Here is a 25,195-nt window from a genome sequence, read left to right on the forward strand (position 1 = left end):
TGGCGGGCCGGTAGAAGTTCCATTCCCAAGCCTGAGCTTATCTTTTTTCTCCACACCAAAGAGGCGGAAATGGAACCGAAAATCCGCCACGGCCGTATCTTTGCGGCCTATTCAAGCATCATTTCTCACTTCAACCTAATCCGCCCCGGCCATGATTGATGACGACGACCTGGACGACGACTTGCTCGACGACGACGATAACCTAGACTCCTACGCCAAGAAAGGCGGCGCTGCCGCCATTGGCAATACCGAAGACCGCCTCTCGGCCAAATACGCCGATTACCTGATGTGGACCGACACGGGCTCGTCGCACGACGAGGCCCTGGACCTGGCCAACATGAGCGAAGAAGAATTTGTGGAAGCCGAGCGCGCCGAAAACTCCGACCGCGGCGGCTTCACCAGCCTCGACGATGACGACGACGATTTTGCCGACGACAACGATGATGAGGACGAAGGCTACAGCAGTGGCCGGGGCAGCCGCAGCGGCAGCAGCTTCGACAGCGACGACTATTAAACTGGTTTCTGGTTCATAAAAATGCCCCGACTGAAAATTCAGTCGGGGCATTTTTATGAACCAGAAACCAGCAACTTTTTATCGGCCAAATACCGACTTAAGAATGTCGCTGGTGCGAGCGGCGGGGTTCTTGCGGATTTTGGCTTCCTCATTGGCCAGCAGGATGAACAGGCCATTCACGGCTTTCTGGGTGGTGTAGTCGGCCAGGCTGAGGTTGACGGGCGTCATGAGCGGAATCTTGTTGTATTTGTCGGTCACGGTGGCGTAGGCGCGGCCGGCACCCACCTGGTCGATGGCGGTTTCAATGTCGGGGTGGAAGGCCATAATCAGCTGCTGCTGAGTCGACTTGCGCAGGAACTGCGTGGCCGCATCGGTCGAGCTGCTGGTTACCAGCGTGAGGGCGTCGGTGATGCTGATGTTAGCCAGGGCATTGAGGAAAATATCCTTGGCTTTGGGCGCGGCAGCCTCGGCGGCGCGGTTGAGCTGCGTTTCGAGCTGGGTGAACACCAGACTCATGCCCGGCAGGCGGCCCACGGTGCTTTTCACGATTTCCAGGTCGGGCGGCACGGGAATGTGAATGTCGTCGTTCAGGTTGAAGCCGTCGGGCTCGGAGGCAAACTGCACGGCCTTCACAATGCCTTTATTCAGGGCTTCTTTGATGCCGGCGCTGGCCTGGGCTTCGGTGAGGGGCGCAACGGGCGCGGCCACGGGGGCCGGCGCTTTGGTAGCGGCGGTTTTGGCGGCGGCAGCTTTGGCAGCAGCGGCTTTTTTCGCGGCGGCCGTCTTGGCGGCGGCAGCTTTGGCGGCGGCAGCTTTCTTGGCAGCGGTGGTCTGGGCGTGGGCGGCGGGGGCCGAAGCGGCCAGCAGGCCGGCTACGAGCAAGGCACTGGCAATGCGAGTAAACATGAAATAAACTGACGCGACGGGAAAACCGGATGGCCCCTATGGCTGTCCTTGGACCGCCGCTTGTGCAAATTGAAGACAAATTTGCGGCCAAACCTATTTTTTTCGCCCAACACATGCCCACGGCACAGCTAACCCCCAAATCCAGCCCCTTATCGACTACCCACGCCGCGCCGCCCGATGTCGAAATCATGACCATCGGCGACGAGCTGCTGTACGGGCAGGTTATCGATACCAACTCGGCCTTTATGGGCCAGGAGCTAGGCAAAATCGGTCTGCGCGTGCGGCAGATTTCGTCGGTTTCGGACCGGGCCGATGAGATTGTGGCTGCCCTGGACCTAGCCCGGCAACGGGCGCAGGTAGTGCTCATCACCGGCGGCCTCGGCCCCACCAAGGACGACCTCACCAAGCACGTCCTCGCCCGCTACTTCGGCACCGGGCTGGTGATGCACGAGCCCACGCTGCACCATGTGGAGGAAATATTCAAGCGCTTCCAGCGGCCCATGCTGGACGTGAACCGCCAGCAGGCCCTGGTACCGGCCAACTGCGAGGTGCTGCACAACGCCGTGGGCACGGCGCCCGGCATGTGGTTTCTGGACCAGGGCACCATTTTCGTGAGCATGCCCGGCGTGCCCTTCGAAATGAAGCGCCTGATGACCGACCACGTCCTGCCGCGCCTGCAGGCCCAGTTTAATATCGCCCCTATCGAGCATGTGGTAGTGATGACGGCCGGCCTTGGCGAGTCGTTTCTGGCCCAGAGAATCGAGGATTGGGAAGATGCCCTGCCTGCCAACATCAAGCTGGCCTACCTGCCCAGCTTCGGGGCCGTGCGCCTGCGCCTGACCGGCTCCGACGACGGCTGGCCCGACCTGCGCGGCCGCATGCTGGCCCTGCTGCCCGCCTTGCGCGAACGCATCGGCGAATACATTTTTGCCGAAGAAGAAACCACCCTCGAAGCCGCCATCGGCAAGCTGCTGCTCGCCAAAAACCTCACCATTGGCACCGCCGAAAGCTGCACCGGCGGTCTGGTGGCCCAGCGCCTGACCAGCGTTTCGGGTAGCTCGGCTTATTTCCGGGGTAGCATCGTGGCCTACCACAACGACATCAAGCAGCAGGAGCTGGGCGTGAAAACCGAAACCCTGGCCGAATTCGGAGCCGTGAGCGAGGCCACGGTGCGCGAGATGGCCGAGAGCGCCCGTCGCCGCCTGGGCGTGGACGTGGCCGTGGCCACCAGCGGCATTGCCGGTCCCACCGGCGCCACGGAAACCAAGAAAGTGGGAACCGTGTGCCTCGCTTACGCCGATGCCACCCAAACCATCAGCCGCGAGTACGTGCTGGACCGGGGCCGCGCCCTGAACACAGAATACGCCGCGCAGTCGGTGCTTACGCTGCTGCGGCAGCAGCTGGCGGGCGTTTAAGATAGTGGGGTAGGACACATAGCAAATAACCCACTTGACTGGTGCTCATCTGCGACGAGTACCAGTCAAGTGGGTTATTTCTTAATCCAGAAGGGCTCAAAATAAATTGGCTTATCCGAATAATAGCTGGTTTTTGTATTGTGATAGGTTACAGTTTTCAGTCTAATTAATAGCTTTTGATAATCTTCAAAAGGGTATGCGTAAACTAGTTCACAATCCTTTAGGGAAAAGGCGAGGAGTTTTTCTCGTTGCACCGCGATGGGAGAGCAAGAAATGATAATACTCGATTGCAGCTCCTTGCACGTTACATCGTCGTCAATCAAAACCCATTTATTCCCGATATACGCTTCGAGTTGAAATTTGACATGACGCTCAAAACCGTTGTTTTTATAAAGTATCTCAATGTTTGTGAAAGCACTTCTTTTCACCACCGCAGTTGGATTTGTGAAGAAGAGGACCCCAGCTAAGGGAAGTAGTGCTAGTAGATTCATACTAGATTCAATCAGGGCATTGAAAGGCCAAATATTTGCTTGATTTCATGGTGTTTTCCCGCTAGTACACACCTTTCAATACGCGCAAGCGAGACAATACCTTAAGCCGCCTTGCCCGCGCCCGAATCCAGCAGCGCCCGGGCCGACTTACAGCCCTTGAACAGGTCCGGGTTCACCGTCTCAAAGATGCTCATGGCCTTGTCCATCTCGTAAATCTGGGTCATCTGGGCCTCATGCACTTCCTCGTAGGTGGCGTTGGCGTTGTGGCGGGCATCGAGCAGCGACTGAGTATCGGGCAGGCCCTGCTGGAAGGTGTAGCGCGAACTTTGTAGTTCGCGTCCCGGAACAACACTCGTTGTCATGGCTCGGGGACGCGAACTACAAAGTTCGCGCTACTGTGCTATGCTGCCGGCGTTTCGGCCGACACCACGCGCATAATCTCGTGGCCCATTTTGTCGCGCTTGGTGGTGAGGTAAACCTCATTATGCGGGTTCGAGTCGATTTCGATGGGCAGCGTTTCCACGATTTCGAGGCCGTAGCCGATAAGGCCGGTGCGCTTCTTGGGGTTGTTGGTGAGCAGGCGCATCTGGCGCACGCCAAGGTCGCGCAGGATGCTGGCCCCCACGCCGTAGTCGCGCTCGTCGCCCTGGAAGCCCAGGTCTTCGTTGGCCTCCACGGTGTCGCGGCCCTGCTCCTGGAGCTTGTAGGCTTTGAGCTTGTTGAGCAGGCCGATGCCCCGGCCCTCCTGGTTCATGTACACGATAACGCCTCGGCCTTCGCGCTCAATCTGGCGCATGGCCTGGCGCAGCTGCGGGCCGCAGTCGCAGCGGCACGAACCGAAGATATCGCCCGTCACGCACGAGCTGTGCACGCGCACCAGCACCGGCTCGGGGCCGCTGATGTCGCCCTTTACCAGAGCCAGGTGCTTGGCCCCGTTCGAGTTCTGGGTGAAGGCGTAGAGGTCGAAGTCGCCATCCTCGGTGGGCATGCGCACCGAAATTTCGCGGGTAATGAGGCTTTCGGTGGCGAGGCGGTACTTGATGAGGTCCTGCACCGAAACCAGCTTCAGGTCCCATTTTTTGGCCACAATTTCGAGGTCGGGCAGGCGGGCCATCTCGCCGTCCTCCTTCAGAATTTCGACCAGCACCCCGGCCGGAGCCAGCCCGGCAAGGCGGGCCAAATCCACGGCCGCTTCGGTGTGACCGGCACGGCGTAGCACGCCTTCCTTACGGGCCTTTAGGGGGAAGATGTGACCGGGCTTGCCCAGCTCTTCGGGCTTGGTGGTGGGGTCGATGAGGGCCAGAATGGTCTTGCTGCGGTCGGAGGCCGAGATGCCGGTGGTCACGCCGTTTTTCAGCAAATCGACCGATACCGTAAACGGCGTGGCGTGCAGGGCCGTGTTGTGGCCCACCATCAAGTCAAGCCCCAGGGCTTCGCAGCGCTCTTCGGGCAGCGAGGCGCATACCAGGCCCCTGCCGTGGGTGGCCATGAAGTTGATAATTCCGGGCGTAGCGCACTCGGCAGCGCAAATGAAGTCGCCTTCGTTTTCGCGGTCTTCGTCGTCAACTACGATGACAACTTTGCCAGCCCGGATGTCGGCAATGGCGGATTCGATGGAGTCAAGCATGGGGTGGGGTATTTCGGGCCATAACAGCGGGGGCCGGTGCAAAGTTAGCCCCGTCTGGCTGCGTCCCCGTTTAGCACCTGGCAGTAGTGCGGACTTTTAGTCCGCATCCCCGCGCCGCTTGAATGACTTTAACGGCACGGGGGCACGGACTAAAAGTCCGCGCTACTTTACTTCGCCTGCTGAAAACGTTGCGTAGGCTGCCAAACGGTGGTTTTAATGCCCCGCAGGTAGCGCCAGTAGCCCAGCAGCAGCGCCGCGTTCATGCTATAAAAGTGCGTGATGAAGCGCAGCAGCCGGGGGTGCCGGCCGGTGCGTTGCAGCGCGGCATCGAGCAGCAGCAGCAGCGGCAGGCCCACCTGGCCGACCAGCGCCAGCCAGAAAAACCACCCCGTCCCGCGCGCTACCAGGCCCACCGTGGCGGCCAGCAGCAGCAGCAGCAGCTGCGGCGTGCACCAGCGCAGCACCTTGTGCGACCACCACGCAAACGCCACGCCGCGCCACGGCGGCCACAGCAAGCGGCGAAACTCACGCAGGTTCTGGAAGTTGCCAGCCGAAATACGGGCCTTCCGCCGGAACTCCTCGGGCAGGTGGTCCGACACGTCCTCGTAGCAAATAGCGTCCAGCTCGTTGATGGCCTGGTAGCCATCACGCAGCACGGCCATGGTGATGTAAAAATCGTCGACTAGAAACTCGGCCGGGGCGGGGTGGTAGCAGGCGCGCCGCACGGCAAAGCAGCCGCCGAAAGCGCCCATCATCGCGCCCCACACCATGCCCTCCTGGTATTTCATCAGGTTTTCCCGCTCTAGGTAGGCTTTCTCCTGGCCCGAAATACCTTCGGCCCGATGGTCGGGGTTGAGAATATTGCCGCCCACCAGGCCGATGGCGGGATTATGAAAGTGCTTGACGAGCTCAAACAGCGTGTCAGGCTCGAAAAACACGTTCGCATCCGTGAGCACCAGCACCGGAGCGGTGGCCTGCCGGGCCAGCCGGTCAATCACGCCGGGCTTGCCGGTGCGCTGGCCGTAGGCTTCGACGTGCAGCTGCGGGTGTTTTGCGGCCAAATCGGCCAGCAGGGCATTGGTCTGGTCCGAGGAATTATCGGAGCCTACCAGCAGCCGCAGCCGGTCGAGCGGATACGTGGTGGCGAACGTGGAGCGGATTTTTTCGGCAATCACGGCTTCCTCGTTGTGCGCAGCCAGCAGGATATCCACGGCCGGCAGGTCGGAGGCGTCGGCCGCGTACACGTCCGGGTTTTGCCGGCGGCCCCGGGCCAGCCGGCCCAGCAGCACCGGAAACAGCACGTAGGTATGCGCCACCAGCAGCAGGCAGCCCCAAAACACGAGCAGGAGCGCGGCCGTTATCATGCGGCCGGCACCGGCCGCAGCCGCTCGTAAAGGTCCACAAACTGCCCGGTTACCCGGCGGCGGTCGTAGGTATGGGTGGCGGTGTGGGCGGCGGCCGCGCCGATGGCAGCTACGGGCAGCTCCTGGCGGCCCCATGCGCGGAGCGCATCCAGCCACTCAGCGGCGGTGTCGCGCAGCACAATGTCGTGGCCGTCGCGCACGGCAATGCCTTCGGCGCCCAGCGTGGTGCTCAGCACGGCCTTGCCCAGGGCCATGGCCTCGATGATTTTTATGCGCATGCCGCCCCCGCTGAGCAGCGGAACCAGCATCAGCTCGTATTGCTGCATAAAAGCCGGGGCCGACGCTACAAAGCCGTGCACGAACACGTTGTCAGTGCGCGGGCGCAGCAGGTCGTCGGGGGTGCCGCTGCCGGCAATGTGCAGCTCCACATCGGGCATTTCGGCGTGGAGGATGGGCCAGACTTCGCGCAGCAGCCAGTGCAGGCCCTCCAGGTTGGGCAGCCAGTTCAGCGAGCCAATCATGAAGAGGGTACGCGGTTTGGGCTTGACCAGCGGGTCGGGCTGAAAGCGGGCAAAATCGACGCCGGCCGGAATGAAAACCACCGGCTCGGGGCAGCCCATGGCTTGCAGCCGCTGCGCATCATCGTCGGTGATGGCGGCCACGGCATCGACCCGATGCAGCATCCACTTTTCAAATTTCTTGAGGCGGGCGGCCATGTCTCCCAGATACCATTTTTTCAATGGGTTACCGCTTCGGCCCGCCAGCATTTCCCAAATGGAGTACTCAACATTGTGCGCCCGCAGCACAATTGGCGGCAGGTTTTGCGCAGTCGGCCGGTTGCTCTTCGCGCCCTGCGCGGTCAAAAAACCCGCGTACCAGGCGGTAAATGTTCCTTCCAGCTGCACCACGTCGAAGGATTGAGTGGTGAGCAGCTCCTTAAACTTCGCCGCCACGGCCGGACTGATAAACCGCTCCACAATGTAGGGTTGGCGGCTCAGAAGCAAGTTTTTCAGGGCCCGCAGGGGGGTAATATCCGTATCCACATCCACGGTCACCAACCGAAAATTCGGTCCGAGGTGGGCCAGCGCATCCGCCGGCTGGTGGTGCTTGGGCGTGTTGATGGCCAGCATGGTCACGCGGTGGCCTGCCTGCACGAGGCCGGCGGCCACGTCATACATCGCAATGGCCCCGCCGGTAGTGAGCGGGTAAGGAACGCGCGGGCAGAGTTGAAGAATGTGCATTTAGATGGGTTAGGAGTTAAGGGTTAAGGGTTAAGGGTTATGAGAACTGGCTGATTCATCATCCCAACTCTTAACTTTTAACTCCTAACCCTTAACTCAATTACAGCTGCCGGAAGCGCACTTCGAAGTTTTCAATCTGCTCCTCGCTGCCGAGTACGAGCAGCACATCGCCGGCAATGGGTACGTAGTCCACGGGCGGGCTCACCAGCAGCGAGCCATTGGCCTGGCGCAGGCCGATAATGGTGGCCCCGGTGATGGAGCGCACATCAAGCTCGCGGATGGTGCGGCCGTGCAAATCGCGCCGGATTTGCTGAAACGTCATTTCCTCAAGGCGCAGCTTGTCGGCGCTGAGGCCCGAAATCAGGTCCAGAAAGCGGATTACTTCGGGCCGCACCACCAGCTTGGCCATATGCGAGCCGCCGATTTCGTCGGGCATCACCACCGAGTCGGCCCCGGCCGAGAGGAGCTTGCTTTCCGAGGTTTTGAGCGAGGCGCGGGCGATGATTTTCATGCGCGGGTTCAGGGCGCGGGCCGAGAGGGCGACGAACACGTTGTCGGCATCCTTGGGCAGCGAGGTGATGAGGGCCGAGGCCCGCTCCACGCCGGCCTGCTTCAGCACCAAGTCGGTGGTGGCATCGCCAAAGACGGTGAAGATGCTGCCGCCGGGCACGCCATCGCCGTCGTAATCCTCGCCGGTATGGCCCCCGGTGATGTTTTTCATCAGCTCCTGATTGGATTCAATCACCACCACGCGGGCCCCGCTGGCCCGCAGCTCCTGGTAGGCGCGGCGGCCGTTGCGGCCAAAGCCGCACACAATGACGTGGCCGCTGAAACGCTTTATCTCCTGGTCGGTTCGAATCATTTTGTAAATTTTGCGCAGCTCGCCGTCAAAGATAAAAGAAGAGAAAACCGACACGAGGTAGGCCACCACCACCAGATTGTAGAGGATGTAGATGGATACGAACAGCCGCCCCATCTCCGAAAATGTGTGAATTTCGCCAAAGCCCACCGTGGCCACGGTAGTCACCGTCATGTAAAACGCATCGATGGGCCCGTAATGCTCGATGTAGGTGAAGCCGGTCATGCCAATAATCAGGCTCATCATAGTGAGGATGACGGCCAGAATCAGGCGATTGATGTTGAGGCGTTGGAGCATTCTAGTTTAATTAGGACTTACGCAGTTGAAACACTAACCAACTGAAAAACAGCAATATAACAAATATACGTCTTGAATGCAAGTCGTTGATTTTCAGGTTACATAGCTTTTGAAGTGCGTAAGTCCTGTTAATGTAACCACTTAATTACCACGAGGTATGATTGTACCTAACTGTTTTGCCAACTCTTTGTCAATTGTCTCAAGCTCCATTTTACGGCGCATTATCATCACCATTTCATCCCACTCCATTGGTTTTGCTAGGGCATCTCGGCAGGCAATGATTTCCCGTTGGACATTGCACTTATTTAGCCGTCGAAGCGCATTCTCACAAGCTTGACCCATTAGGTCTACTTCGTTAAATACGTATATTTCTTTTGTACGCCAGTTGGGACTAATTTCGTAACGCTCCGTAGCCAAATCCGTGATTAGGGAGCGAATTTCCTCTCGCTCCGTCTGAACCAGTGTACGCACTTCGGGGAAACGGCCAGCAAGCAGTTCCTGCCGACAAGCCTCCCACATTTCTGCAAAGAGTGGCGTTTTAAATGGTGCATCATCGAGCTGACTCATAAAATAGGCCGCGACGCTAATTTCTGGCTCAACTTCACGCGGCGCATACAACACCATCAGCCGCAGTACCTCGCGCTCGCAGGTCTGGAGCACGTCCGGTACCGTATCAAACTCCCCAAAATCCTCAGCGGTATTGTTAATGCCCGCGCTTTGCAGTTCCGATGGGTCAGCTCCATACATGAGAGCTTGTATTTCCTCTTCGTGGGTCATGCCACGCGGTGCGGCTGGCTGGCCGGGCTGCTGGCCGTTACTCACGACGCCAGGGCGCGGCGCGGGCTTCCGCGCCACTTTGTTGTATTCGGTGATAAGCACCTGCTCATCAATACCGAATACCGTCGCTGTTTGCTGCAAAAACACTTGCCGCTTAATGGCATCAGGCACTTTGGCGATGCTGTGTAGCACATCGCGAATGGCTTCCGCCTTCTTCACCGGGTCGCCGGAGGCCTCGCGGGCCACTAGCGTTGTCTTAAATGAGATGAAGTCCTGGCTCTTAGTTTCGATATACTCGGTGAAGCGCTGGTCGCCCACTTTGCGGATGTAGCTATCGGGGTCGTCGCCGTCGGGGAAGAGCACAACGCGCACGTTCAGGCCGCCTTCGAGCAACAAATCGGTGCCGCGTAGCGAGGCCTTTATGCCGGCCGCATCGCCGTCATATAGCACCGTCACGTTATCAGAATACCGCTTGATAAGTCGAATCTGGCCTTCGGTGAGTGAAGTACCCGACGAGGCTACTACATTCTTAATGCCGCCCTGATACAGCGAGAGTACATCCAGGTATCCTTCCACTAGGTAGCAGACTTCTTCTGTCCGAATTGCCTGCCGGGCCTGAAACAGGCCATACAGCACGTCTGACTTGTGGTAAATTTCCGACTCCGGCGAGTTCAGGTACTTCGCCATCTTGTCGTCGCGCTTCAGGGTACGCGCACCGAAGCCTACCACCCGACCGCCGATGTTGTGAATCGGGAACATCACCCGGCCCCGAAACCGGTCGTAGCGCCGCCCAGTATCAGCCCCTTGGTCATCGGTACGAATGACTGTGAGGCCGGTTTTTTCGAGGTATTTCTTGTCGTAGCCCGCCGTTTCGGCGGCCTTCATCAGGTCGTCCCACGCGTCGAGCGAGTAGCCCAGCTCAAAGGTCTGAATGGTGCTCAGGTTCAGTCCCCGCTCCTTTAGGTAGCCATAGCCGATACTCATGCCCTCCTCCGAGTTTTGCAGCAGGCGGTGGAAGTGATTTTTGGCGAAGTCCGAAACAATGAACTGGGAGTCCCGCTCGTTCTGCTCCAGTTGCTGTTGCGGGGTCTTTTCTTCTTCCTGAACGGTAATCCCGTATTTGCGGGCGAGGTATTTTAACGCTTCGGGGTAGCTACTCCCCTCAATTTCCATGATGAATCGCACCGCATCGCCGGACTTGCCGCAGCCAAAACATTTGAAGAAGCCTTTGGCTGGCGTAACAGAAAACGAGGGCGATTTCTCGTTATGAAACGGACAGTTGGCCCATAGATTCTGGCCCTTGCGCTTGAGCTGCACAAAGTCGCCGACGACTTCCACGATGTCGGCGGTCTGGATAATCTGGTCAACTAATTCTTTGGGGATGCGGGCCATGGGTGGCGGAATATCGGGGGCAAATGGGGGCGTCAGGTAGTCGGGAGCGCCTCACCCCCTGACCCCCTCTCCGAAAAGGAGAGGGAGTACCGGTTATGCTCCCTACAAAGTCGGCTGGCTCCCCTCTCCTTTTCGGAGAGGGGCCAGGGGTGAGGCGCTGCCGGTTGCGTACTATTACAACAGTCGTCACAACAAATTTCGCCCTACTTTCTCCTACGTCCTACCTTTGTCCGGAATAAACTCCGCGCAAGATGCCCGCATACCGTCCCGAAGAAATTGAAAAGAAGTGGCAGGCCCACTGGAAAGCCCACCACACCTTCCAGGCCCACAACCACTCCGCCAAGCCCAAGTACTACGTACTCGACATGTTTCCCTACCCCAGCGGGGCGGGCCTGCACGTAGGGCACCCACTGGGCTACATTGCCTCCGATATCGTGACGCGCTACAAGCGCCTGCGCGGCTTCAACGTGCTGCATCCCATGGGCTTCGACTCCTTCGGCCTGCCCGCCGAGCAGTACGCCATCCAGACCGGCCAGCACCCAGCGCTCACCACCGAGAAGAACATCGAAACCTACGTGCAGCAGCTCAGCAGCCTGGGTTTCAGCTACGACTGGAGCCGCGAAGTGCGCACCTCCGATGCCTCCTATTACAAGTGGACGCAGTGGATTTTCCTCAAGCTGTTCAACTCCTGGTACAACCTCGCCACCAACAAAGCCGAACCCCTCACCGACCTCACCGCCCGCTTTGCCGCCACCGGCAGCGAGGGCATCCGCGCCGCCGGGGACGATGGTGACCGCCTCAGCTTCTCGGCCGGCCAGTGGCAGTTATTCAGCGAAAAGCAGAAGCTGGCCGCCGTGCTCCCCTACCGCCTCGCCTACCAGCAGGATACCTACGTGAACTGGTGCCCCGGCTTGGGCACAGTGCTCTCGAATGATGAAGTGAAAGACGGTCTGAGCGAGCGCGGCGGCTACCCTGTCGAGCGCCGCCTCATGCCGCAGTGGAACCTGCGCATCACCGCCTACGCCGACCGCCTTCTGCAGGGCCTCGACCAACTCGACTGGCCCGATGCCGTGAAAGAGATGCAGCGCAACTGGATTGGCAAGAGCATCGGGGCCGAAGTCACCTTCCCGGTGCAGGACCACGAAAACGCCCAAATCAAGGTATACACCACCCGCGTCGACACCATTTACGGGGCCACCTTCCTGGTGCTAGCCCCCGAGCACGAGTTGGTGGACACCCTCACCACGCCCGAGCAGCGCGCGGCGGTGGACGAGTACATCGCCGCCACCAAGCGCCGCTCGGAGCGCGACCGCATGACCGACGTGAAGGCCGTGTCCGGCGTGTTCACCGGGGCCTACGCCCTGAACCCGGTGAACAACGAGCCCGTGCAAATCTGGCTGGCCGACTACGTGCTGGCCGGCTACGGCACCGGCGCCGTGATGGCCGTGCCCAGCGGCGACCAGCGCGACTACCTCTTCGCCAAGCACTTCGACCTCCCGATTCCGGCCATTTCCGACGCCCAAAAGGACCTCGACCAGCAGGCCGACCCCACCAAGGAAGGCCGCTACATCAACTCTGGCATCATCAACGGCCTCACCTATAGGGAGGCTACGCCCAAGCTCATTGCCTTCCTCGAAGAAAAGGGCCTGGGCAAAGGCAAGGTGAATTTCCGTCAGCGCGACGCCATTTTCGGCCGCCAGCGCTACTGGGGCGAGCCCATTCCGATTTACTACAAGGACGGCACCGCCTATGGCATTGCCGAGGCCGACCTGCCCCTCGTACTGCCCGAAATCGACGAATACAAGCCCACCGAGTCCGGCGAGCCGCCTCTGGGCCGCGCCCAGAACTGGCTTTATAAGGACAAATACCCCTACGAGCTGAGCACCATGCCCGGCTGGGCCGGCTCATCGTGGTACTACCTCCGCTACATGGACCCCACCAACGAAGCCCGCTTCGTGTCGGAGGAGGCCGAGCACTACTGGGGCAGCGTGGACCTATACATGGGCGGGGCCGAGCACGCAACCGGCCACCTGCTCTACGCCCGCTTCTGGTACCTGTTCCTGAAGGATTTGGGCCTCGTCAGCAGCGGCGAGCCGTTCCAGAAACTGATTAATCAGGGGATGATTCTGGGCCGGTCGAATTTCGTTTATCGATATGGCGAATCAGATTTATTCGTCACGCAAAGATGGCCAAACGAAGACGGTCCTGGACAAGCCTTTTCTGACGCAATAATCGCTCAATTCGGTCAACAATATTATGATGAAAATATCGCAACCTTAGCTAATCGTACAGCCTTTTGGAAAAGGTATGTAGATGTAATTTTAGTTGATAATGATATTCTTGATGTCGCTAAATTCGTTGAAACCAAAGAATACAAAAAGGCTTTTCCTGATTTAGAAAATCCCAAGTTTCTACTCGAAGACGACGGCAAATACCACTGCGGCTTTGAGATTGAGAAAATGTCGAAGTCAAAATACAATGTTGTTAACCCCAACATTCTTATCGACAAATACGGCGCGGACGCCCTGCGCCTCTACGAGATGTTCCTCGGCCCGCTGGAGCAGTACAAGCCCTGGAACACCAACGGCATCAGCGGCGTGAGCGGCTTCCTCAAGAAGCTCTGGCGCCTCTTCCACCCCGAAGACGGTGACCTGGCCGTAACCGATGAGCCCGCCACGCCCGCCGAGCTGAAGGTGCTGCATCGCGCCATCCAGAAGGTGCAGGAAGACATTGAGAAGTTCAGCTTCAACACCTCCGTCAGCCTGTTCATGATTACCGTGAACGAGCTCACGGCCCTCAAGTGCCACAAGCGCACCATCCTGGAGCCGCTCGTGCTGCTGGTGTCGCCCTATGCCCCGCACCTCGCCGAGGAGCTGTGGCAGGAGCTGGACCACGCGGCCGGCAGCATCAGCCACGCCGGCTACCCCGAGTTCCGCGAAGAATACCTAGTGGAAGACTCGGTGATGTACCCGCTGGCCATCAACGGGAAAGTGCGCGAGCAAATGGAGTTTGCCGCCGCCGCTACTCCCGCCGAGATTGAAGCCGCCGTGCTGGCGTCGGATTTCCTGGCCAAGCACGGCGAGGGAAAAGCCGCCAAGAAGGTGATTGTGGTGAAAGGCCGGATGATTAACGTAGTGGTGTAGTGAGTTGTGCGGCAAGCTTTAGCTTGCCGTATTATAGTCGCCAATACATAACGGCAAGCTGAAGCTTACCGCACAAGCAAACGGCCCGCTGCAATTGCAGCGGGCCGTTTTCATTTAATTCTGATACTCGTCAGAATAGCATCTATTGCTTTATCTGAAATTGTTGCTTGGTCGGACTTATCATAAATAGCGAGCAAATAAATTACGTCATCGACGAGCTTTACACAGGTGATTGCCCGCGCTCCTCCGCTTTTGCCGGTATTCTTGGCTTTTATTTTAACCCGGACTTTGTAGCAGTTGCGTCCCAGAGATTCGCCTGCTTACAGGTTGTCCTACAACTCTGCCAGCAGAACAGATAAATCTGCTGCCGCTGAGTTATACTTTAGACTTGTTCCCGAATAAGAAATGCCTGAAAATTTTCGCTACTTCGGGCAACAAGGCAGCGTGTTTTGCTTGGCTAAGCCCGTATCCTCGGATTCTTTGAACAGCGCCCGTTTCTGGCTCCGAATATGGCTTGGGGAATATCCGATTTCTTATTGAGGAACAAGTCTATTTTCTTTAGCGCCTTGAACTGACGCTTGAAATCACCGGTAAAAATAATGCTATACTTCATCAAGCGAATCGTAAGCTGAAGGCAGTGTTATCTTTCCTTGCTGATGAAGTTCAACTTGGTGCAGTGAGTGTTCTAGAGCTTTAGCCAGTTGTTGTTGCGCGACTGACAACGCAGAAGGCCTCTACTTCGCGGCTTTAGCCGGCTTGACAGAGAGGTTAAGCTCCCGCAGAAGCTTCTTCACGAAATTCACCCGGTCGTCGAGTACGGTTACAATCAGGTCCATAGCTCAAAGTTAAGGGGTACAGGCAAAGTTACCGATGGCGGAATGCCGCGATTGCCGCATTCAGAAATAACCCACTCGCACCTGATTTTGTGCCCTACCTTGTGGCTTCAAAACCACTATTTCGTTTTCGATGTTCGCGTATTGCTCCCGCTTGAAAAGGGCATTCCCTTTTCAAATCTCCAGTTTCCTGCGTCTGGCGGCCTTATTAGTCGCGGTGTTGGCCTGTAACCCCACCCGCGCCCAGACGCCTACTACCGACGCCATCGGCCCGCTGCTCACCCCCGAGCAGTTCCTGGGCTACAGACTGGGCGCGCAGTTCACGCCCCACGCCGAGCTGCTGCGCTACGTGGCCCACATCACCGCCCACACGCCCGGCCGCATGAAGCTGGTGCGCTACGGCAGCACCTACGAGAAGCGCCCGCTCGAAGTGGTTCAGATTGCCAGCGCCGAATCCTTCGGCCGCCTCGACGAGGTGCGTCACAACAACCTGCGCCTCGCCGGCCTCGAAAGCGGCAGCGCCAAACGCCAGGAGCCGGCCGTGTGCTGGCTGAGCTACAACGTGCACGGCAACGAAGCCGTGAGCTCGGAAGCCGTGATGCAGGTGCTCTACGACCTGGCCAACCCCCAGGACCAGCAGATGCAGAACTGGCTGAAAAATACCGTGGTCATCGTCGACCCCTGCATCAACCCCGACGGCCACGACCGGTACGTGAACTGGTACAACCGCGTGCGCAACCAATCGCCCAACACCAGCCCCGACTCCTGGGAGCACCACGAGCCCTGGCCCGGCGGCCGCTTCAACCACTACTACTTCGACCTGAACCGCGACTGGGCCTGGCAAACCCAGCAGGAAACCAAGCAGCGCATTGCCCTCTACAACCAGTGGCTGCCGGCCGTGCACGCCGACTTCCACGAGATGGGCCCCAACAACACCTACTACTTCTCGCCCGCCGCCAAGCCCTACCACGCCGACCTCACGGCATGGCAGCGCAAGTTCCAGGGCGTGCTGGGCGACTACAACAAGGTGGCTTTCGACAAGAATAACTGGCTGTATTTCACCCGCGAAGTCTACGACCTCTACGCTCCTACCTACGGCGACACCTGGCCCAGCTTCAACGGCGCCATCGGCATGACGTATGAGCAGGGCGGCGGTGGCCCCGCCGGCGTGGCCTACGCCCGCCTCGACGGCGACACCCTGACGCTAGCTCAGCGCATCGCGCACCACCACGCCGCCAGCCGCGCCACCATTCAGGCCACCGCCGAGCGGCACGACGACCTGCTGCGCGAGTTCCAGAGCTACTTCGCCAACGCCGCCAGCAAGCCCCAGGGCGAGTACAAAAGCTACGTGATGGCCGCCGGCAACGACCCCGGCCAGCTCCACGCCTTCACCCAGTACCTCGACCGCAACCAGATTCGCTACGGCTACGCGCCCAAGCGCACCAAAACGCGCGGCTTCAACTACACCACCGGCAAAAACGGCGACGTCACCATCGAGCCGCAGGATGTGGTTATCAGCATGTACCAGCCCAAGTCGACGCTGGTAAAGGTGCTGTTCGAGCCGCGCCCGCAGCTCGAAGACTCCCTCACCTACGACATCACCTCCTGGGCCCTGCCCTACGCGTTTGGCCTGAAAGCCTACGCCGTGGCCGGCCGCCTCGATGACTCGGGTGCCGCCGCCTCCGCGCCGGCCGTGAAGGGCAGCGCCGCTACCGATGCCCGTCCCTACGCCTACCTGGCCCGCTGGAACAGCCTACAGGACGTGCGCTTCCTCAGCCGCCTGCTGCAGCAGAAAGTGAAGGTGCGGTACGCCGAAAAGGCGTTCGAGTCGGAAGGCCAGCAGTACGCGCCCGGCACGCTCATCATCACCCGCACCGGCAACGAGGGCCTCGGGGCTCGGTTCGACCAGCTGGTACGTGCCCAGGCCGACTCGGCCGGCACCACGGTTATGGCCGTGAAATCAGGCTTCTCCACCACGGGCCGCGACTTGGGCTCCGGCTCGGTGCACTTCGTGAAGACGCCCAACGTGGCCGTGGTGGCCGGTCCCGGCATCGATGCCACGGCCTTTGGCGAGGTGTGGCACTTCTTCGAGCAGCAGCTGAGCTACCCGCTCACGGTGCTGGGGTCCGATTATCTGAACCGGGTTTCGATGCAGAAATACGACGTCCTCATCCTGCCCAACGGCAACTATACCGACCTGTATTCGGATAAATCGCTGGAAAGCCTCAAGGCCTGGGTGCGCGACGGTGGCCGCCTCATCGCCCTCGAAGGCGCGGCCAAGTTCCTGGCCAACAAAAAGGATTTCCTCCTGAAAACCAAGGTTGCCGACAGCGTGGCCATCAAAAAAGCCGCCAAGGACAACCCCTACCAGCTGCTGCGCCGCTACGGCGACTCGGAGCGCGAAGAAGCCGAAGATGCCGTGCAGGGCAGCGTGTACCGCGTGCAGCTCGACAACACCCACCCGCTGGCCTTTGGCTACAGCGACACGTACTACGCCCTGGTGCGCAACCCGCTCAACTACAGCTTCCTAGGCAAGGGCGGCTGGAACGTAGGCGTCATCAAAAAGAATAGCTACTCGGCCGGCTTCATCGGCACCAAGGCCCGCAAGCAGCTGGCCGATACCTTCGTGCTCGGCACCCAGGATTTGGGACGCGGCGAAGTGGTGTACCTGGGCGATAACCCGCTGTTCCGCGCCTTCTGGCAGGGCGGCAAGCTGCTATTCGGCAACGCCGTGTTCCTGGTGGGACAGTAGCACAGTAGCTTGGACTCTGCGAGTCCGAGCGTGAGCGCAGCGAGCATGCGGAACCAAACGGTCTCCAATGCAAGATGCTCGCTACGCTCACGCTCGCAGAGTCCAAGCTACTATTGCTCCAACGCAGCCTTTACGCCCTTGGGGAGCGAGGTCCGCACCAAATCATATGAGTGGTCAATCAGCTCCCGCAGCTGGCTATCGGGCGCGCCGGCTCCGATGAGCACGGTATTCCAGAGCTGCTTGTTCATGTGGTAGCCGGGCAGCACGTAATCGTGCGCCTCGCGCAGTTCCACGGCCCGCTCGGGGTCGCACTTCAGGTTGATGCTGGCAAAGGTGTTGATGTCGGTCAGGGCGAACATTTTGCCGCCCACTTTAAACACCAAGGTATCGGGCCCGAACGGTGTGTGCTCGGTCACGCCGGATTTTAGCAGGCAGTAGTCGCGAAAATCCTCAATGTTCATAGCACTCCAAACGCTACAATACGTAGCGGAACAGCATCACCACCAGGCACACCAGGAACATGGCCAGGCTGAGCTTATTGATGAAGTGCATGGTCTTCATGTTGAAGTTATTCTTGCGGCTGGGGTCTTTACCACGGAAGTAATAGCCGAGTACAGGACCGAAATTGAAGAGGTTTTTACCGTTCATGGCGGGGCGGGTTTAGTTGCTTAAAGACAACATCAGAAGCGCCAGAAAGATTTGTGACGCGGCATGCTTTCCTTCGTCGCTGAATCCAATAAAACCAAGTAGATGAAGCTGATTCCCGTCCTGCTGCTGGTGGCCGCCGCCACGCCCGTCGCCCACGCCCAAAAAGCCGCTGCCGAAACCGCCGCCGTGAAACAAACCATCACCGCCTTTTTCGACGGCATGCGGCGCGGCGACAGCACCGCCGTGCGCCGCACGCTGGCCCCGGCGGCCGTATTCCACGGGTTCGGCGGCCAGCCCGGCCAGCCGCCCACGCTGGAAATCGAATCCATCAACGGCTTTCTGAAAGCCGTGGGCACGCCCCACTCCGAAAGCTGGGACGAACGGGTGCAGTTCGAGCGGGTGTTAATCGATGCTAACCTGGCCAGCGTGTGGGCGCCCTACGAGTTCTACCGGGGCAGCCATTTCAGCCACTGCGGCTACGACTCGTTCCAGTTGGTGAAGCTGGCCGACGGCTGGAAAATTGCGCATATTATAGACACGCGAAGGAAAGAGAAGTGCAAATAGATTCTTGATTAGCCACCGTAGCCTACGCCTTATTAAATCAGGCTTATTACACGCTGATTCAGTCCACAGAATTCTACATTAATTTCAGCACATTCTTCAATATCAGTGAGGCAAATACCACCGACACATTCCAGAATTTCATTAGTCGGAAGTACTCCGATTAATTCTAAACCTGCCAATGCTCGCCAATTGGGCTGTTGTATATGCCTGCGAAAGAAGGATTGAAACTCCGTTAAGTAAGCAGTTGAAGGCTGTAAGACCCCTCCTACTACGCCCATTGAATCATCAATAACTTTTGATTCAATTACCCCAAGGGCAATTGGGCCTGCAAATAGCTGGATTTTCATTCGCAAAAGAATTATTTAACTTCCCACCGGCTCCCCCAACACCTCCTTCTCAATCCACCTTCCGTCCTCGCGCATCAGCTCAATCAGGTCGTCCACGGCCCTCTCCTCGGGCACCGATTTCTTGATGACTTCCTGGCCACGGTAGAGGGCAATTTTGCCCTTGCCCACGCCCACGTAGCCATAGTCGGCATCGGCCATTTCGCCGGGACCGTTCACGATGCAGCCCATGATGCCGATTTTGATGCCCTTGAGGTGGTCGGTGCGCTTGCGAATCATGGCCGTGGTTTCCTGTAGGTCGAACAGGGTGCGGCCGCAGCTGGGGCAGCTGATGTATTCGGTTTTGCTCATGCGGGTGCGGGCCGCCTGCAGGATGCCGAAGCTGAGCTGGTTCAGGGTGTCGATATCGCGCAGCCAAGCGTCCTGCTCCTGGTTGGGCAGGGCATCGGTGCAGAGCGATATACCGTCGCCGAGACCGTCGATGAGCAGGCCGCCCACGTCGGTAGCGGCATCGAGCTGGGTTTGGGCGGGGTTCTCGATGGTATAGCAGCGGCGCACCACCACCGGGCAGGTGATGCCAGCGTTTATCAAATCGAAAAAGGCCCGGCGCAGCTCCGGCATGGCGTGGGCGTTACTGGTTTCGAGGGTGAGCACCACCGTTTGGTCGATGCGCAGGTGCTGGAGCATTTCGGAAGTGAGCGCCGCCAGGTCGGCCAGCAGGAAATTGAGCTGTGGGTGGCGCTGCGCGGGCTTGGTGGCCAGGTAGGCGTCAGGCGTCATCAGCGGGTAGTGCTCGGGGCGGTGGCCGGCGTCGCGCCAAGCCGTGAAGGTCACGATTTCCTTCAAGCCGTTGGGCAGCATGTAGGGCACGGGCCGCTCGCCGGTATAGATGTAGTCGGCCCCCAGGTCGCCCATCTGAAACTTATCGAGGAAGGGCGAATACAGGTGGCCAGCGGCGCGCAGGTCGCCATACTCTAGGTGTGGCAGGCGCGATAAATCGGCTACGACGCGGGGCACGTTCTGCCCGCCGAAATTGACCACTTCGTGCGTGTGCCGGCGGAAATACTGGAATGGATTAATCGGCTCCTCGCCCACCAGCGGCTTGATGGGCCGGGCCGTGGCCGCCCGCCCCGTGTAGCGGTCAATCAGCATGCGGGCCACCGGGGCTTCGGCTTCGGGGGCTTCGGTGAGCGACACGCGCACAGTATCGCCGAGGCCGTCTTCGAGCAGCGTACCAATGCCCACGGCGCTCTTGATGCGGCCGTCTTCGGCCTCGCCGGCCTCGGTCACGCCCAGGTGCAGCGGGTAGGGCTGCAGGCCTTCCTCGTCGAGCTTCTGCACCAGCAGGCGGTAGGCCTGCACCATCACCTGGGTGTTGCTGGCCTTCATGCTCAGCACCACGTCGTAGTAATTCTCTTCCTCGCAGAGGCGCAGGAACTCCAGCGCCGACTCCACCATGCCCAGCGGCGTGTCGCCGTAGCGGCTCAGAATCCGGTCACTCAGCGAGCCGTGGTTGGTGCCGATGCGCATAGCGGTGCCGTGCTGCTTGCAAATCTGGACCAGCGGCCGGAACCGCTCGCGGATGCGTTCCACCTCGGCCGCGTAGGTGGCGTCGGTGTATTCAATTTCCTCGAATTTCTTTTTATCGGCGTAGTTGCCGGGGTTCACGCGCACCTTCTCCACGATGCGGGCGGCCAACTCGGCGGCATTGGGCGTGAAGTGAATGTCGGCGATGAGCGGCACGTTGCAGCCCCGCTTGCGCAGCTCTTTCCTGATTTCCAGCAGGTTTTGGGCCTCCTTCATACTGGGCGCGGTGATGCGCACGTATTCGCAGCCGGCCTCTACCATGCGCAGCGTCTGTTCCACCGAGCCCATCGTATCCATCGTATCCACGGTGGTCATGCTCTGCACGCGGATGGGGTAGTCGCCGCCCATCGGCACGCCGCCAATGTTGACCACGCGGGACACGCGGCGCTTGTATTCAGTGAGGCTGGGGCAATACGTTTTATTCATAATCCAAAAACCAGGGGCGGTAGGCGAAAGTTGCGCCCTTCTACAAAGGTAAAGCGGGAGCGGCCGGCACCGTATGGCAATTGCGCGATTCCATTGGCTGGCTGAGCTATGGCTGGCCCATCTTTACCCTTGGACTGCGGATGGCCCGGCCCGCGCCTGAGCGAGTTCCCTTAACCCTCGGGCCGTACATCCTACTTGTCGCGCTTGAATGCTGCCGCTGGCTGGGCCGCTTGAAATGAGGTCATGCTAACGTTCTTTTACATCAAACTATACCTAAACCCCACCCCACATGCGTACGCCCAGCTATGATGCCGTCGTCGTCGGTTCCGGCCCCAATGGGCTGGCGGCGGCCATTGTAATGCAGCAGGCGGGCTTGTCGGTCCTACTGCTCGAAGGCAAGCGGGAAATCGGTGGCGGCCTGCGCACGGCTGAGCTGACTCTGCCCGGCTTTCGCCACGACATCTGCTCCGCCATTCACCCACTGGCGGCGGCCTCGCCCTATTTCCAGACGCTGCCACTGGCCCGCTACGGGCTGGAATACCTCACGCCGCCCGTGGCCGCCGCCCACCCGTTCGATGACGGTACCGCCGCCGTGGCCGCGTCGCTGGCCGATACCGCCCGCAGCCTCGGCCTCGATGCCGAGGCCTATCAGCGCCTGCTTGGCCCGCTCGTGGCCCAGTGGCCCAACATTGCCAACGACGTGCTGGCCCCGCTGCATTTCCCCCGGCACCCGCTCGATATGGCCCGATTTGGCCTCTCGGCGCTGCTCCCAGCCACGGTGCTGGCGCGATGCTTCACCCACGAAAAAGCCAAAGGCCTACTGGCCGGCATGGCCGCCCACGCCATTCAGCCGCTGAGTAACCTCACCACGTCGGCCGCTGCCCTGGTGCTGCTCATTGCGGCCCACCGCGGCGGCTGGCCCCTGCCCAAAGGTGGCTCGCAGGCCATTGCCGATGCGCTGCTGGCGCATTTCATCGCCCTGGGCGGGCAGGTCGAAACCGGGACTTACGTGCTTTCGCTGGCGCAGCTGCCGGCGGCACGGGCCGTGCTGCTCGACGTCACGCCGGCGCAGCTGCTCCAGATTGCCGGGCACAGCCTGTCAAACATTTACCAATGGCAGCTGCGGCGCTACCGCTACGGCATGGGCGTATTCAAAATTGATTGGGCGCTGGCCGCGCCCATTCCTTTCACCGCCCCCGAATGTGCCCAAGCCGGCACCATACACCTGGGCAATACGCTGGCCGAAATTGCCGCCAGTGAGCAAGCCTCGGCACGGGGCCAGCACGCGGCGCAGCCCTTCGTGCTGCTGGCCCAGCAAAGCCTCTTCGACGCCACCCGCGCCCCGGCCGGGCAGCACACCGCCTGGGCCTACTGCCACGTCCCCAACGGCTCGCGCGTGGACATGACGGCCGCCATCGAGCGCCAGGTCGAACGGTTTGCGCCCGGCTTTCGCGACCGCATTCTGGCCCGCCACACCTTCGACACCGCCCAGATGGAGGCGTACAACCCCAACTACGTGGGCGGCGACATCAACGGCGGCCTGCTCGATATCGGCCAGCTATTCACCCGTCCGGCCCTGCGGGCCTCACCCTACCGTACCTCGCAGCGGGGGCTGTACCTCTGTTCTTCGGCCACGCCTCCCGGCGGCGGCGTGCACGGCATGTGCGGCTACTACGCGGCCCGCCGCGCCCTGCGCGATATATTCCGGCTGCCCGCACCACCGCTGCACGGGGAGTAGCGCAACCCTACTCCGGCTGCGCGGACGCTGGATGAGCTTGGCTTTTTTATCAGACCTTCTCCCCGCCCATTTCCAACACAATCTTACCGATGTGGGCGCTGCTTTCCATTAGCTCGTGCGCCGCCGCCGCTTCGGCTAATGGGAAGGTTTTGTAGATAACCGGCCGGAACTTGCCCGCCACAACCAATGGCCAGACGTGCTTTTCTACCTCCGCCGCCAGCGCCGCTTTAAAATCGGCTGAGCGGGGCCGCAGCGTACTGCCCGTGATGCTCAGCCGCCGCCGCATCACCTCCAGCGCGTTGAATTCGCCCTTGGCACCCTGCATGGCATTGATAAAAACCAACCGGCCGTCGTCCTTCAGCAGGCGCAGGTTTTTGGCGATGTAGTCGCCACCAATCATGTCGAGCACCACGTCCACGCCTTCGGCATTCAGCACTTCTTCAAAGTCTTCGGTTTTGTAATTGATGGCCCAGTCGGCACCTAGTTCCCGGCAAGCGCTGCACTTGACCTCATCCCCGGCCGTGATGGCCACGGGGCTGCCCAGCGCCCGCGCCAGCTGAATGGCTGTGGTGCCAATGCCGCTGCTGCCGCCGTGCACCAGCAGCGTTTCGCCGGGCTGCAGGTTGCCGCGCTGAAACACGTTGTGCCATACCGTGAACACGGTTTCGGGCAGGGCGGCGGCTTCGGTCATGCTCAGACCGGTGGGCACGGGCAGGCAGTGGCGGGCATCCACCACGGCATATTCGGCGTAGCCACCGGCGGGCAACAGGGCGCACACGGCATCGCCGGGGTGCCAGCGCGTCACCTCGGTACCGGTGGTTTCGATGGTGCCGGCTATTTCCAGGCCGGGTACCAGGCCGGTTACGTCGCCGCTGCCGGCATACTTACCCTGGCGCATCAGCACATCGGGCCGGTTCACGCCGGCGGCATGCACCCGGATAAGCACTTCGTGGGCGGCAGGCGTAGGTTTGGGCTGCGGCCGAAGCTGCAGAACCTCAGGCCCGCCGACCTGCTGAATAATAATGGCATTCATAAGTAGGAAACGCTGGGGCAGCCTGAGCGGCCCGGTGAATTGGCAAGTGCCACGTCTACTAACGAAAAACGGCTCCGAGGAGACGTTTCAAATACTACTTATTCGATAATCTACTGCTTACCAGCCGCTTCGCGCAGCTCCTTCACCTCGCGCTCCAAATCCAGCGTCCGGAACATCATCTTGGCTTCGAGGTCCGAATAGGCGGCTTCCAGTTGCTCGCGCATCTGGCGCTGCTCCTGAATATCGGTGCAGGTGCCAAACCAGGCGATAATCTGGCGGTCGTCGCCCCAGCGCGGCAGAGCCTGCCCCAAAAACCAGCGGTACGAGCCATCCTTGGCTTTGAAACGGTACTCTATGTTGTAGTCGTCGCCGGTGGCCAACGAGTGGCCCCACACCTCCCGGGCGCGGGAGCGGTCGTCGGGGTACAGTAGGTCCACATATCCGGCCCCACGCTGTCGGCCAGCACGTAGCCCGTAAAGGCCGTCCAGCGCTGATTGAAATAGATATGGAACCCATTCTGGTCGGTAATCCAGACCAGTTGCGGAATCACATCAGCCAAAAAAGTGAACTACTCGGACCCAACCAGCCCGTTTTGGGCGATGGCGGGCAACGGGGTAACTGCTTGCGGAGTGCTCACGAGTAGAGAAGCTTAAAAACCAAAATAAGAATATACTAAGCGCGGTCGAGCTGCATTTCCATACCCGACGCAAAGTACAGGTTCAGTTGGCTATGCAAGCCATCGGCCGAGCGGCGCATGCGCGTGACAAGGGCACGCGTTGCTTCATTGGTCAACTCGAAGTTGAGGTATGGCCGGTTCATGAGCTCGTCGCGCAGCACCGCCCAATTGCCGGTCTGGCCGGGGCCGGGCGGCGCGGGCGTGGTTTCCAAATGGCCCGGCATGAGCGCCAGCTGCTCGGCCAGGGCCAGCGGGCTGCCGGGGTCGTTGCGGTTCAGCACCCGGCTGGCTACCCGCCATTCGCCCCCCAGATAGTCATCCGGCAGATGTTGTAAGTTTATATCCAGCAGCAAATCAGATATACAGAAGAAAAAGCACCACTCTTAGGCAGAAAGTTATTGAAGCTGTTTAGAAAGTCCCCGAACGGTCATGCTTCGCTGCGCGCTGCATGACCGTTCGGGGACCTTTTGTGACTTTCTAAACAACTCCATTAAGTGGGGGGCTAAAATTGCAATAGAAATTAGCGATAATTTCGAAATTTCCGTTGTCCTCTTCAATCACCACTCAC

The 25,195-nt window shown here is 59.9% G+C and carries 21 protein-coding genes; 6 read left to right on the forward strand and 15 right to left on the reverse strand.

Going from position 1 to position 25,195, the window contains the following annotated elements; all coding sequences use genetic code 11:
• The first annotated feature begins 151 nt into the window (after positions 1-151).
• A complete protein-coding gene (locus KQ661_RS14140) occupies positions 152-514 on the forward strand; it encodes a hypothetical protein (protein WP_216688939.1) in 363 nt (120 codons plus the stop codon).
• A 78-nt stretch (positions 515-592) separates the two neighbouring features.
• On the opposite strand, the gene KQ661_RS14145 is transcribed toward KQ661_RS14140, so the two are convergent.
• Entirely contained in the window at positions 593-1,420 is an 828-nt protein-coding gene (locus KQ661_RS14145) for a DUF4197 domain-containing protein (protein WP_216688940.1), read from the reverse strand.
• A gap of 113 nt (positions 1,421-1,533) precedes the next feature.
• Between KQ661_RS14145 and KQ661_RS14150 the strand changes: the two genes are divergently transcribed.
• The gene (locus tag KQ661_RS14150; RefSeq protein ID WP_216727315.1) at positions 1,534-2,835 is read left to right on the forward strand and encodes a competence/damage-inducible protein A; all 1,302 of its coding nucleotides are present in this window, start codon (positions 1,534-1,536) and stop codon (positions 2,833-2,835) included.
• Between the two features lie 592 nt (positions 2,836-3,427).
• On the opposite strand, the gene KQ661_RS14155 is transcribed toward KQ661_RS14150, so the two are convergent.
• From KQ661_RS14155 to dnaG, 6 genes are all read right to left on the reverse strand, one after another.
• Positions 3,428-3,688 carry a hypothetical protein gene (locus KQ661_RS14155; RefSeq protein ID WP_216727316.1) on the reverse strand — a complete coding sequence of 87 codons (261 nt, stop codon included), beginning with the start codon at positions 3,686-3,688 and terminating at the stop codon, positions 3,428-3,430.
• 38 nt (positions 3,689-3,726) lie between these two features.
• Positions 3,727-4,953, reverse strand: coding sequence for a bifunctional 3,4-dihydroxy-2-butanone-4-phosphate synthase/GTP cyclohydrolase II (locus tag KQ661_RS14160; protein WP_216727317.1), 1,227 nt, complete (start codon positions 4,951-4,953; stop codon positions 3,727-3,729).
• A gap of 167 nt (positions 4,954-5,120) precedes the next feature.
• Positions 5,121-6,317 carry a glycosyltransferase gene (locus tag KQ661_RS14165; RefSeq protein ID WP_216727318.1) on the reverse strand — a complete coding sequence of 399 codons (1,197 nt, stop codon included), beginning with the start codon at positions 6,315-6,317 and terminating at the stop codon, positions 5,121-5,123.
• Positions 6,314-7,558, reverse strand: coding sequence for a glycosyltransferase family 4 protein (locus KQ661_RS14170; RefSeq protein ID WP_216726259.1), 1,245 nt, complete (start codon positions 7,556-7,558; stop codon positions 6,314-6,316). Before KQ661_RS14170 ends, KQ661_RS14165 begins: the two co-directional genes overlap by 4 nt.
• A 100-nt stretch (positions 7,559-7,658) precedes the next feature.
• Positions 7,659-8,714, reverse strand: a complete 1,056-nt coding sequence (locus tag KQ661_RS14175; protein ID WP_216688945.1) for a potassium channel family protein — start codon at positions 8,712-8,714, stop codon at positions 7,659-7,661.
• A 141-nt stretch (positions 8,715-8,855) separates the two neighbouring features.
• A complete protein-coding gene (gene dnaG, locus KQ661_RS14180) occupies positions 8,856-10,883 on the reverse strand; it encodes a DNA primase (RefSeq protein ID WP_216688946.1) in 2,028 nt (675 codons plus the stop codon).
• 251 nt (positions 10,884-11,134) lie between these two features.
• Here dnaG and KQ661_RS14185 point away from each other — a divergent pair, with 251 nt between their 5' ends.
• Entirely contained in the window at positions 11,135-14,026 is a 2,892-nt protein-coding gene (locus KQ661_RS14185; protein WP_216727319.1) for a leucine--tRNA ligase, read from the forward strand.
• Positions 14,027-14,136: 110 nt separating this feature from the next.
• Here the strand turns inward: KQ661_RS14185 and KQ661_RS14190 are convergent, their stop codons facing one another.
• Positions 14,137-14,334: a type II toxin-antitoxin system RelE/ParE family toxin gene (locus KQ661_RS14190; protein ID WP_216727986.1), complete on the reverse strand. Its 198-nt coding sequence runs from the start codon at positions 14,332-14,334 to the stop codon at positions 14,137-14,139.
• A gap of 742 nt (positions 14,335-15,076) precedes the next feature.
• Here KQ661_RS14190 and KQ661_RS14195 point away from each other — a divergent pair.
• The gene (locus KQ661_RS14195; RefSeq protein ID WP_317196114.1) at positions 15,077-17,611 is read left to right on the forward strand and encodes a M14 family metallopeptidase; all 2,535 of its coding nucleotides are present in this window, start codon (positions 15,077-15,079) and stop codon (positions 17,609-17,611) included.
• Positions 17,612-17,721: 110 nt separating this feature from the next.
• Here the strand turns inward: KQ661_RS14195 and KQ661_RS14200 are convergent, their stop codons facing one another.
• Both KQ661_RS14200 and KQ661_RS14205 read right to left on the reverse strand, forming a co-directional pair.
• Entirely contained in the window at positions 17,722-18,072 is a 351-nt protein-coding gene (locus tag KQ661_RS14200; RefSeq protein ID WP_216688950.1) for an MmcQ/YjbR family DNA-binding protein, read from the reverse strand.
• A gap of 13 nt (positions 18,073-18,085) precedes the next feature.
• On the reverse strand, positions 18,086-18,259 hold the full coding sequence (locus tag KQ661_RS14205) for a DUF6728 family protein (protein WP_216688951.1): 174 nt from the start codon (positions 18,257-18,259) through the stop codon (positions 18,086-18,088).
• A 102-nt stretch (positions 18,260-18,361) separates the two neighbouring features.
• On the opposite strand from KQ661_RS14205, the gene KQ661_RS14210 reads away from it, so the two are divergent.
• A complete protein-coding gene (locus KQ661_RS14210) occupies positions 18,362-18,823 on the forward strand; it encodes a nuclear transport factor 2 family protein (protein ID WP_216688952.1) in 462 nt (153 codons plus the stop codon).
• Between the two features lie 32 nt (positions 18,824-18,855).
• On the opposite strand, the gene KQ661_RS14215 is transcribed toward KQ661_RS14210, so the two are convergent.
• Positions 18,856-19,170 (reverse strand): hypothetical protein, encoded by a 315-nt coding sequence (locus KQ661_RS14215; RefSeq protein ID WP_216688953.1) that lies wholly within the window; start codon positions 19,168-19,170, stop codon positions 18,856-18,858.
• Between the two features lie 15 nt (positions 19,171-19,185).
• Positions 19,186-21,180, reverse strand: coding sequence for a (E)-4-hydroxy-3-methylbut-2-enyl-diphosphate synthase (gene ispG / locus KQ661_RS14220; protein ID WP_216726262.1), 1,995 nt, complete (start codon positions 21,178-21,180; stop codon positions 19,186-19,188).
• Positions 21,181-21,469: 289 nt separating this feature from the next.
• On the opposite strand from ispG, the gene KQ661_RS14225 reads away from it, so the two are divergent.
• On the forward strand, positions 21,470-22,918 hold the full coding sequence (locus KQ661_RS14225; RefSeq protein ID WP_216727321.1) for a phytoene desaturase family protein: 1,449 nt from the start codon (positions 21,470-21,472) through the stop codon (positions 22,916-22,918).
• 49 nt (positions 22,919-22,967) lie between these two features.
• Here KQ661_RS14225 and KQ661_RS14230 read toward each other — a convergent pair whose 3' ends face one another.
• The 3 genes from KQ661_RS14230 to KQ661_RS14240 form a co-directional block, all read right to left on the reverse strand.
• Positions 22,968-23,951, reverse strand: a complete 984-nt coding sequence (locus KQ661_RS14230; RefSeq protein ID WP_216727322.1) for an NAD(P)H-quinone oxidoreductase — start codon at positions 23,949-23,951, stop codon at positions 22,968-22,970.
• A 110-nt stretch (positions 23,952-24,061) separates the two neighbouring features.
• Entirely contained in the window at positions 24,062-24,484 is a 423-nt protein-coding gene (locus tag KQ661_RS14235) for a PAS domain-containing protein (protein WP_216726913.1), read from the reverse strand.
• Positions 24,485-24,623: 139 nt separating this feature from the next.
• Positions 24,624-24,980, reverse strand: coding sequence for a hypothetical protein (locus KQ661_RS14240; RefSeq protein ID WP_216688958.1), 357 nt, complete (start codon positions 24,978-24,980; stop codon positions 24,624-24,626).
• Positions 24,981-25,195: the final 215 nt, after the last annotated feature.

The sequence above is a fragment of the Hymenobacter siberiensis genome, from assembly GCF_018967845.1.
Lineage (GTDB): Bacteria > Bacteroidota > Bacteroidia > Cytophagales > Hymenobacteraceae > Hymenobacter > Hymenobacter siberiensis.

Excerpts from the sequence above, each read along its gene's own strand:
- KQ661_RS14215 (WP_216688953.1), bottom strand. The coding sequence starts at position 19,170 with ATGAAAATCCAGCTATTTGCAGGCCCAATTGCCCTTGGGGTAATTGAA.
- KQ661_RS14170 (WP_216726259.1), bottom strand. The coding sequence starts at position 7,558 with ATGCACATTCTTCAACTCTGCCCGCGCGTTCCTTACCCGCTCACTACC.
- KQ661_RS14160 (WP_216727317.1), bottom strand. The coding sequence starts at position 4,953 with ATGCTTGACTCCATCGAATCCGCCATTGCCGACATCCGGGCTGGCAAA.
- KQ661_RS14225 (WP_216727321.1), top strand. The coding sequence starts at position 21,470 with ATGCGTACGCCCAGCTATGATGCCGTCGTCGTCGGTTCCGGCCCCAAT.
- KQ661_RS14205 (WP_216688951.1), bottom strand. The coding sequence starts at position 18,259 with ATGAACGGTAAAAACCTCTTCAATTTCGGTCCTGTACTCGGCTATTAC.
- KQ661_RS14155 (WP_216727316.1), bottom strand. The coding sequence starts at position 3,688 with ATGACAACGAGTGTTGTTCCGGGACGCGAACTACAAAGTTCGCGCTAC.
- KQ661_RS14185 (WP_216727319.1), top strand. The coding sequence starts at position 11,135 with ATGCCCGCATACCGTCCCGAAGAAATTGAAAAGAAGTGGCAGGCCCAC.
- KQ661_RS14230 (WP_216727322.1), bottom strand. The coding sequence starts at position 23,951 with ATGAATGCCATTATTATTCAGCAGGTCGGCGGGCCTGAGGTTCTGCAG.
- ispG (WP_216726262.1), bottom strand. The coding sequence starts at position 21,180 with ATGAATAAAACGTATTGCCCCAGCCTCACTGAATACAAGCGCCGCGTG.
- dnaG (WP_216688946.1), bottom strand. The coding sequence starts at position 10,883 with ATGGCCCGCATCCCCAAAGAATTAGTTGACCAGATTATCCAGACCGCC.
- KQ661_RS14150 (WP_216727315.1), top strand. The coding sequence starts at position 1,534 with ATGCCCACGGCACAGCTAACCCCCAAATCCAGCCCCTTATCGACTACC.
- KQ661_RS14175 (WP_216688945.1), bottom strand. The coding sequence starts at position 8,714 with ATGCTCCAACGCCTCAACATCAATCGCCTGATTCTGGCCGTCATCCTC.
- KQ661_RS14200 (WP_216688950.1), bottom strand. The coding sequence starts at position 18,072 with ATGAACATTGAGGATTTTCGCGACTACTGCCTGCTAAAATCCGGCGTG.
- KQ661_RS14140 (WP_216688939.1), top strand. The coding sequence starts at position 152 with ATGATTGATGACGACGACCTGGACGACGACTTGCTCGACGACGACGAT.
- KQ661_RS14210 (WP_216688952.1), top strand. The coding sequence starts at position 18,362 with ATGAAGCTGATTCCCGTCCTGCTGCTGGTGGCCGCCGCCACGCCCGTC.
- KQ661_RS14145 (WP_216688940.1), bottom strand. The coding sequence starts at position 1,420 with ATGTTTACTCGCATTGCCAGTGCCTTGCTCGTAGCCGGCCTGCTGGCC.
- KQ661_RS14165 (WP_216727318.1), bottom strand. The coding sequence starts at position 6,317 with ATGATAACGGCCGCGCTCCTGCTCGTGTTTTGGGGCTGCCTGCTGCTG.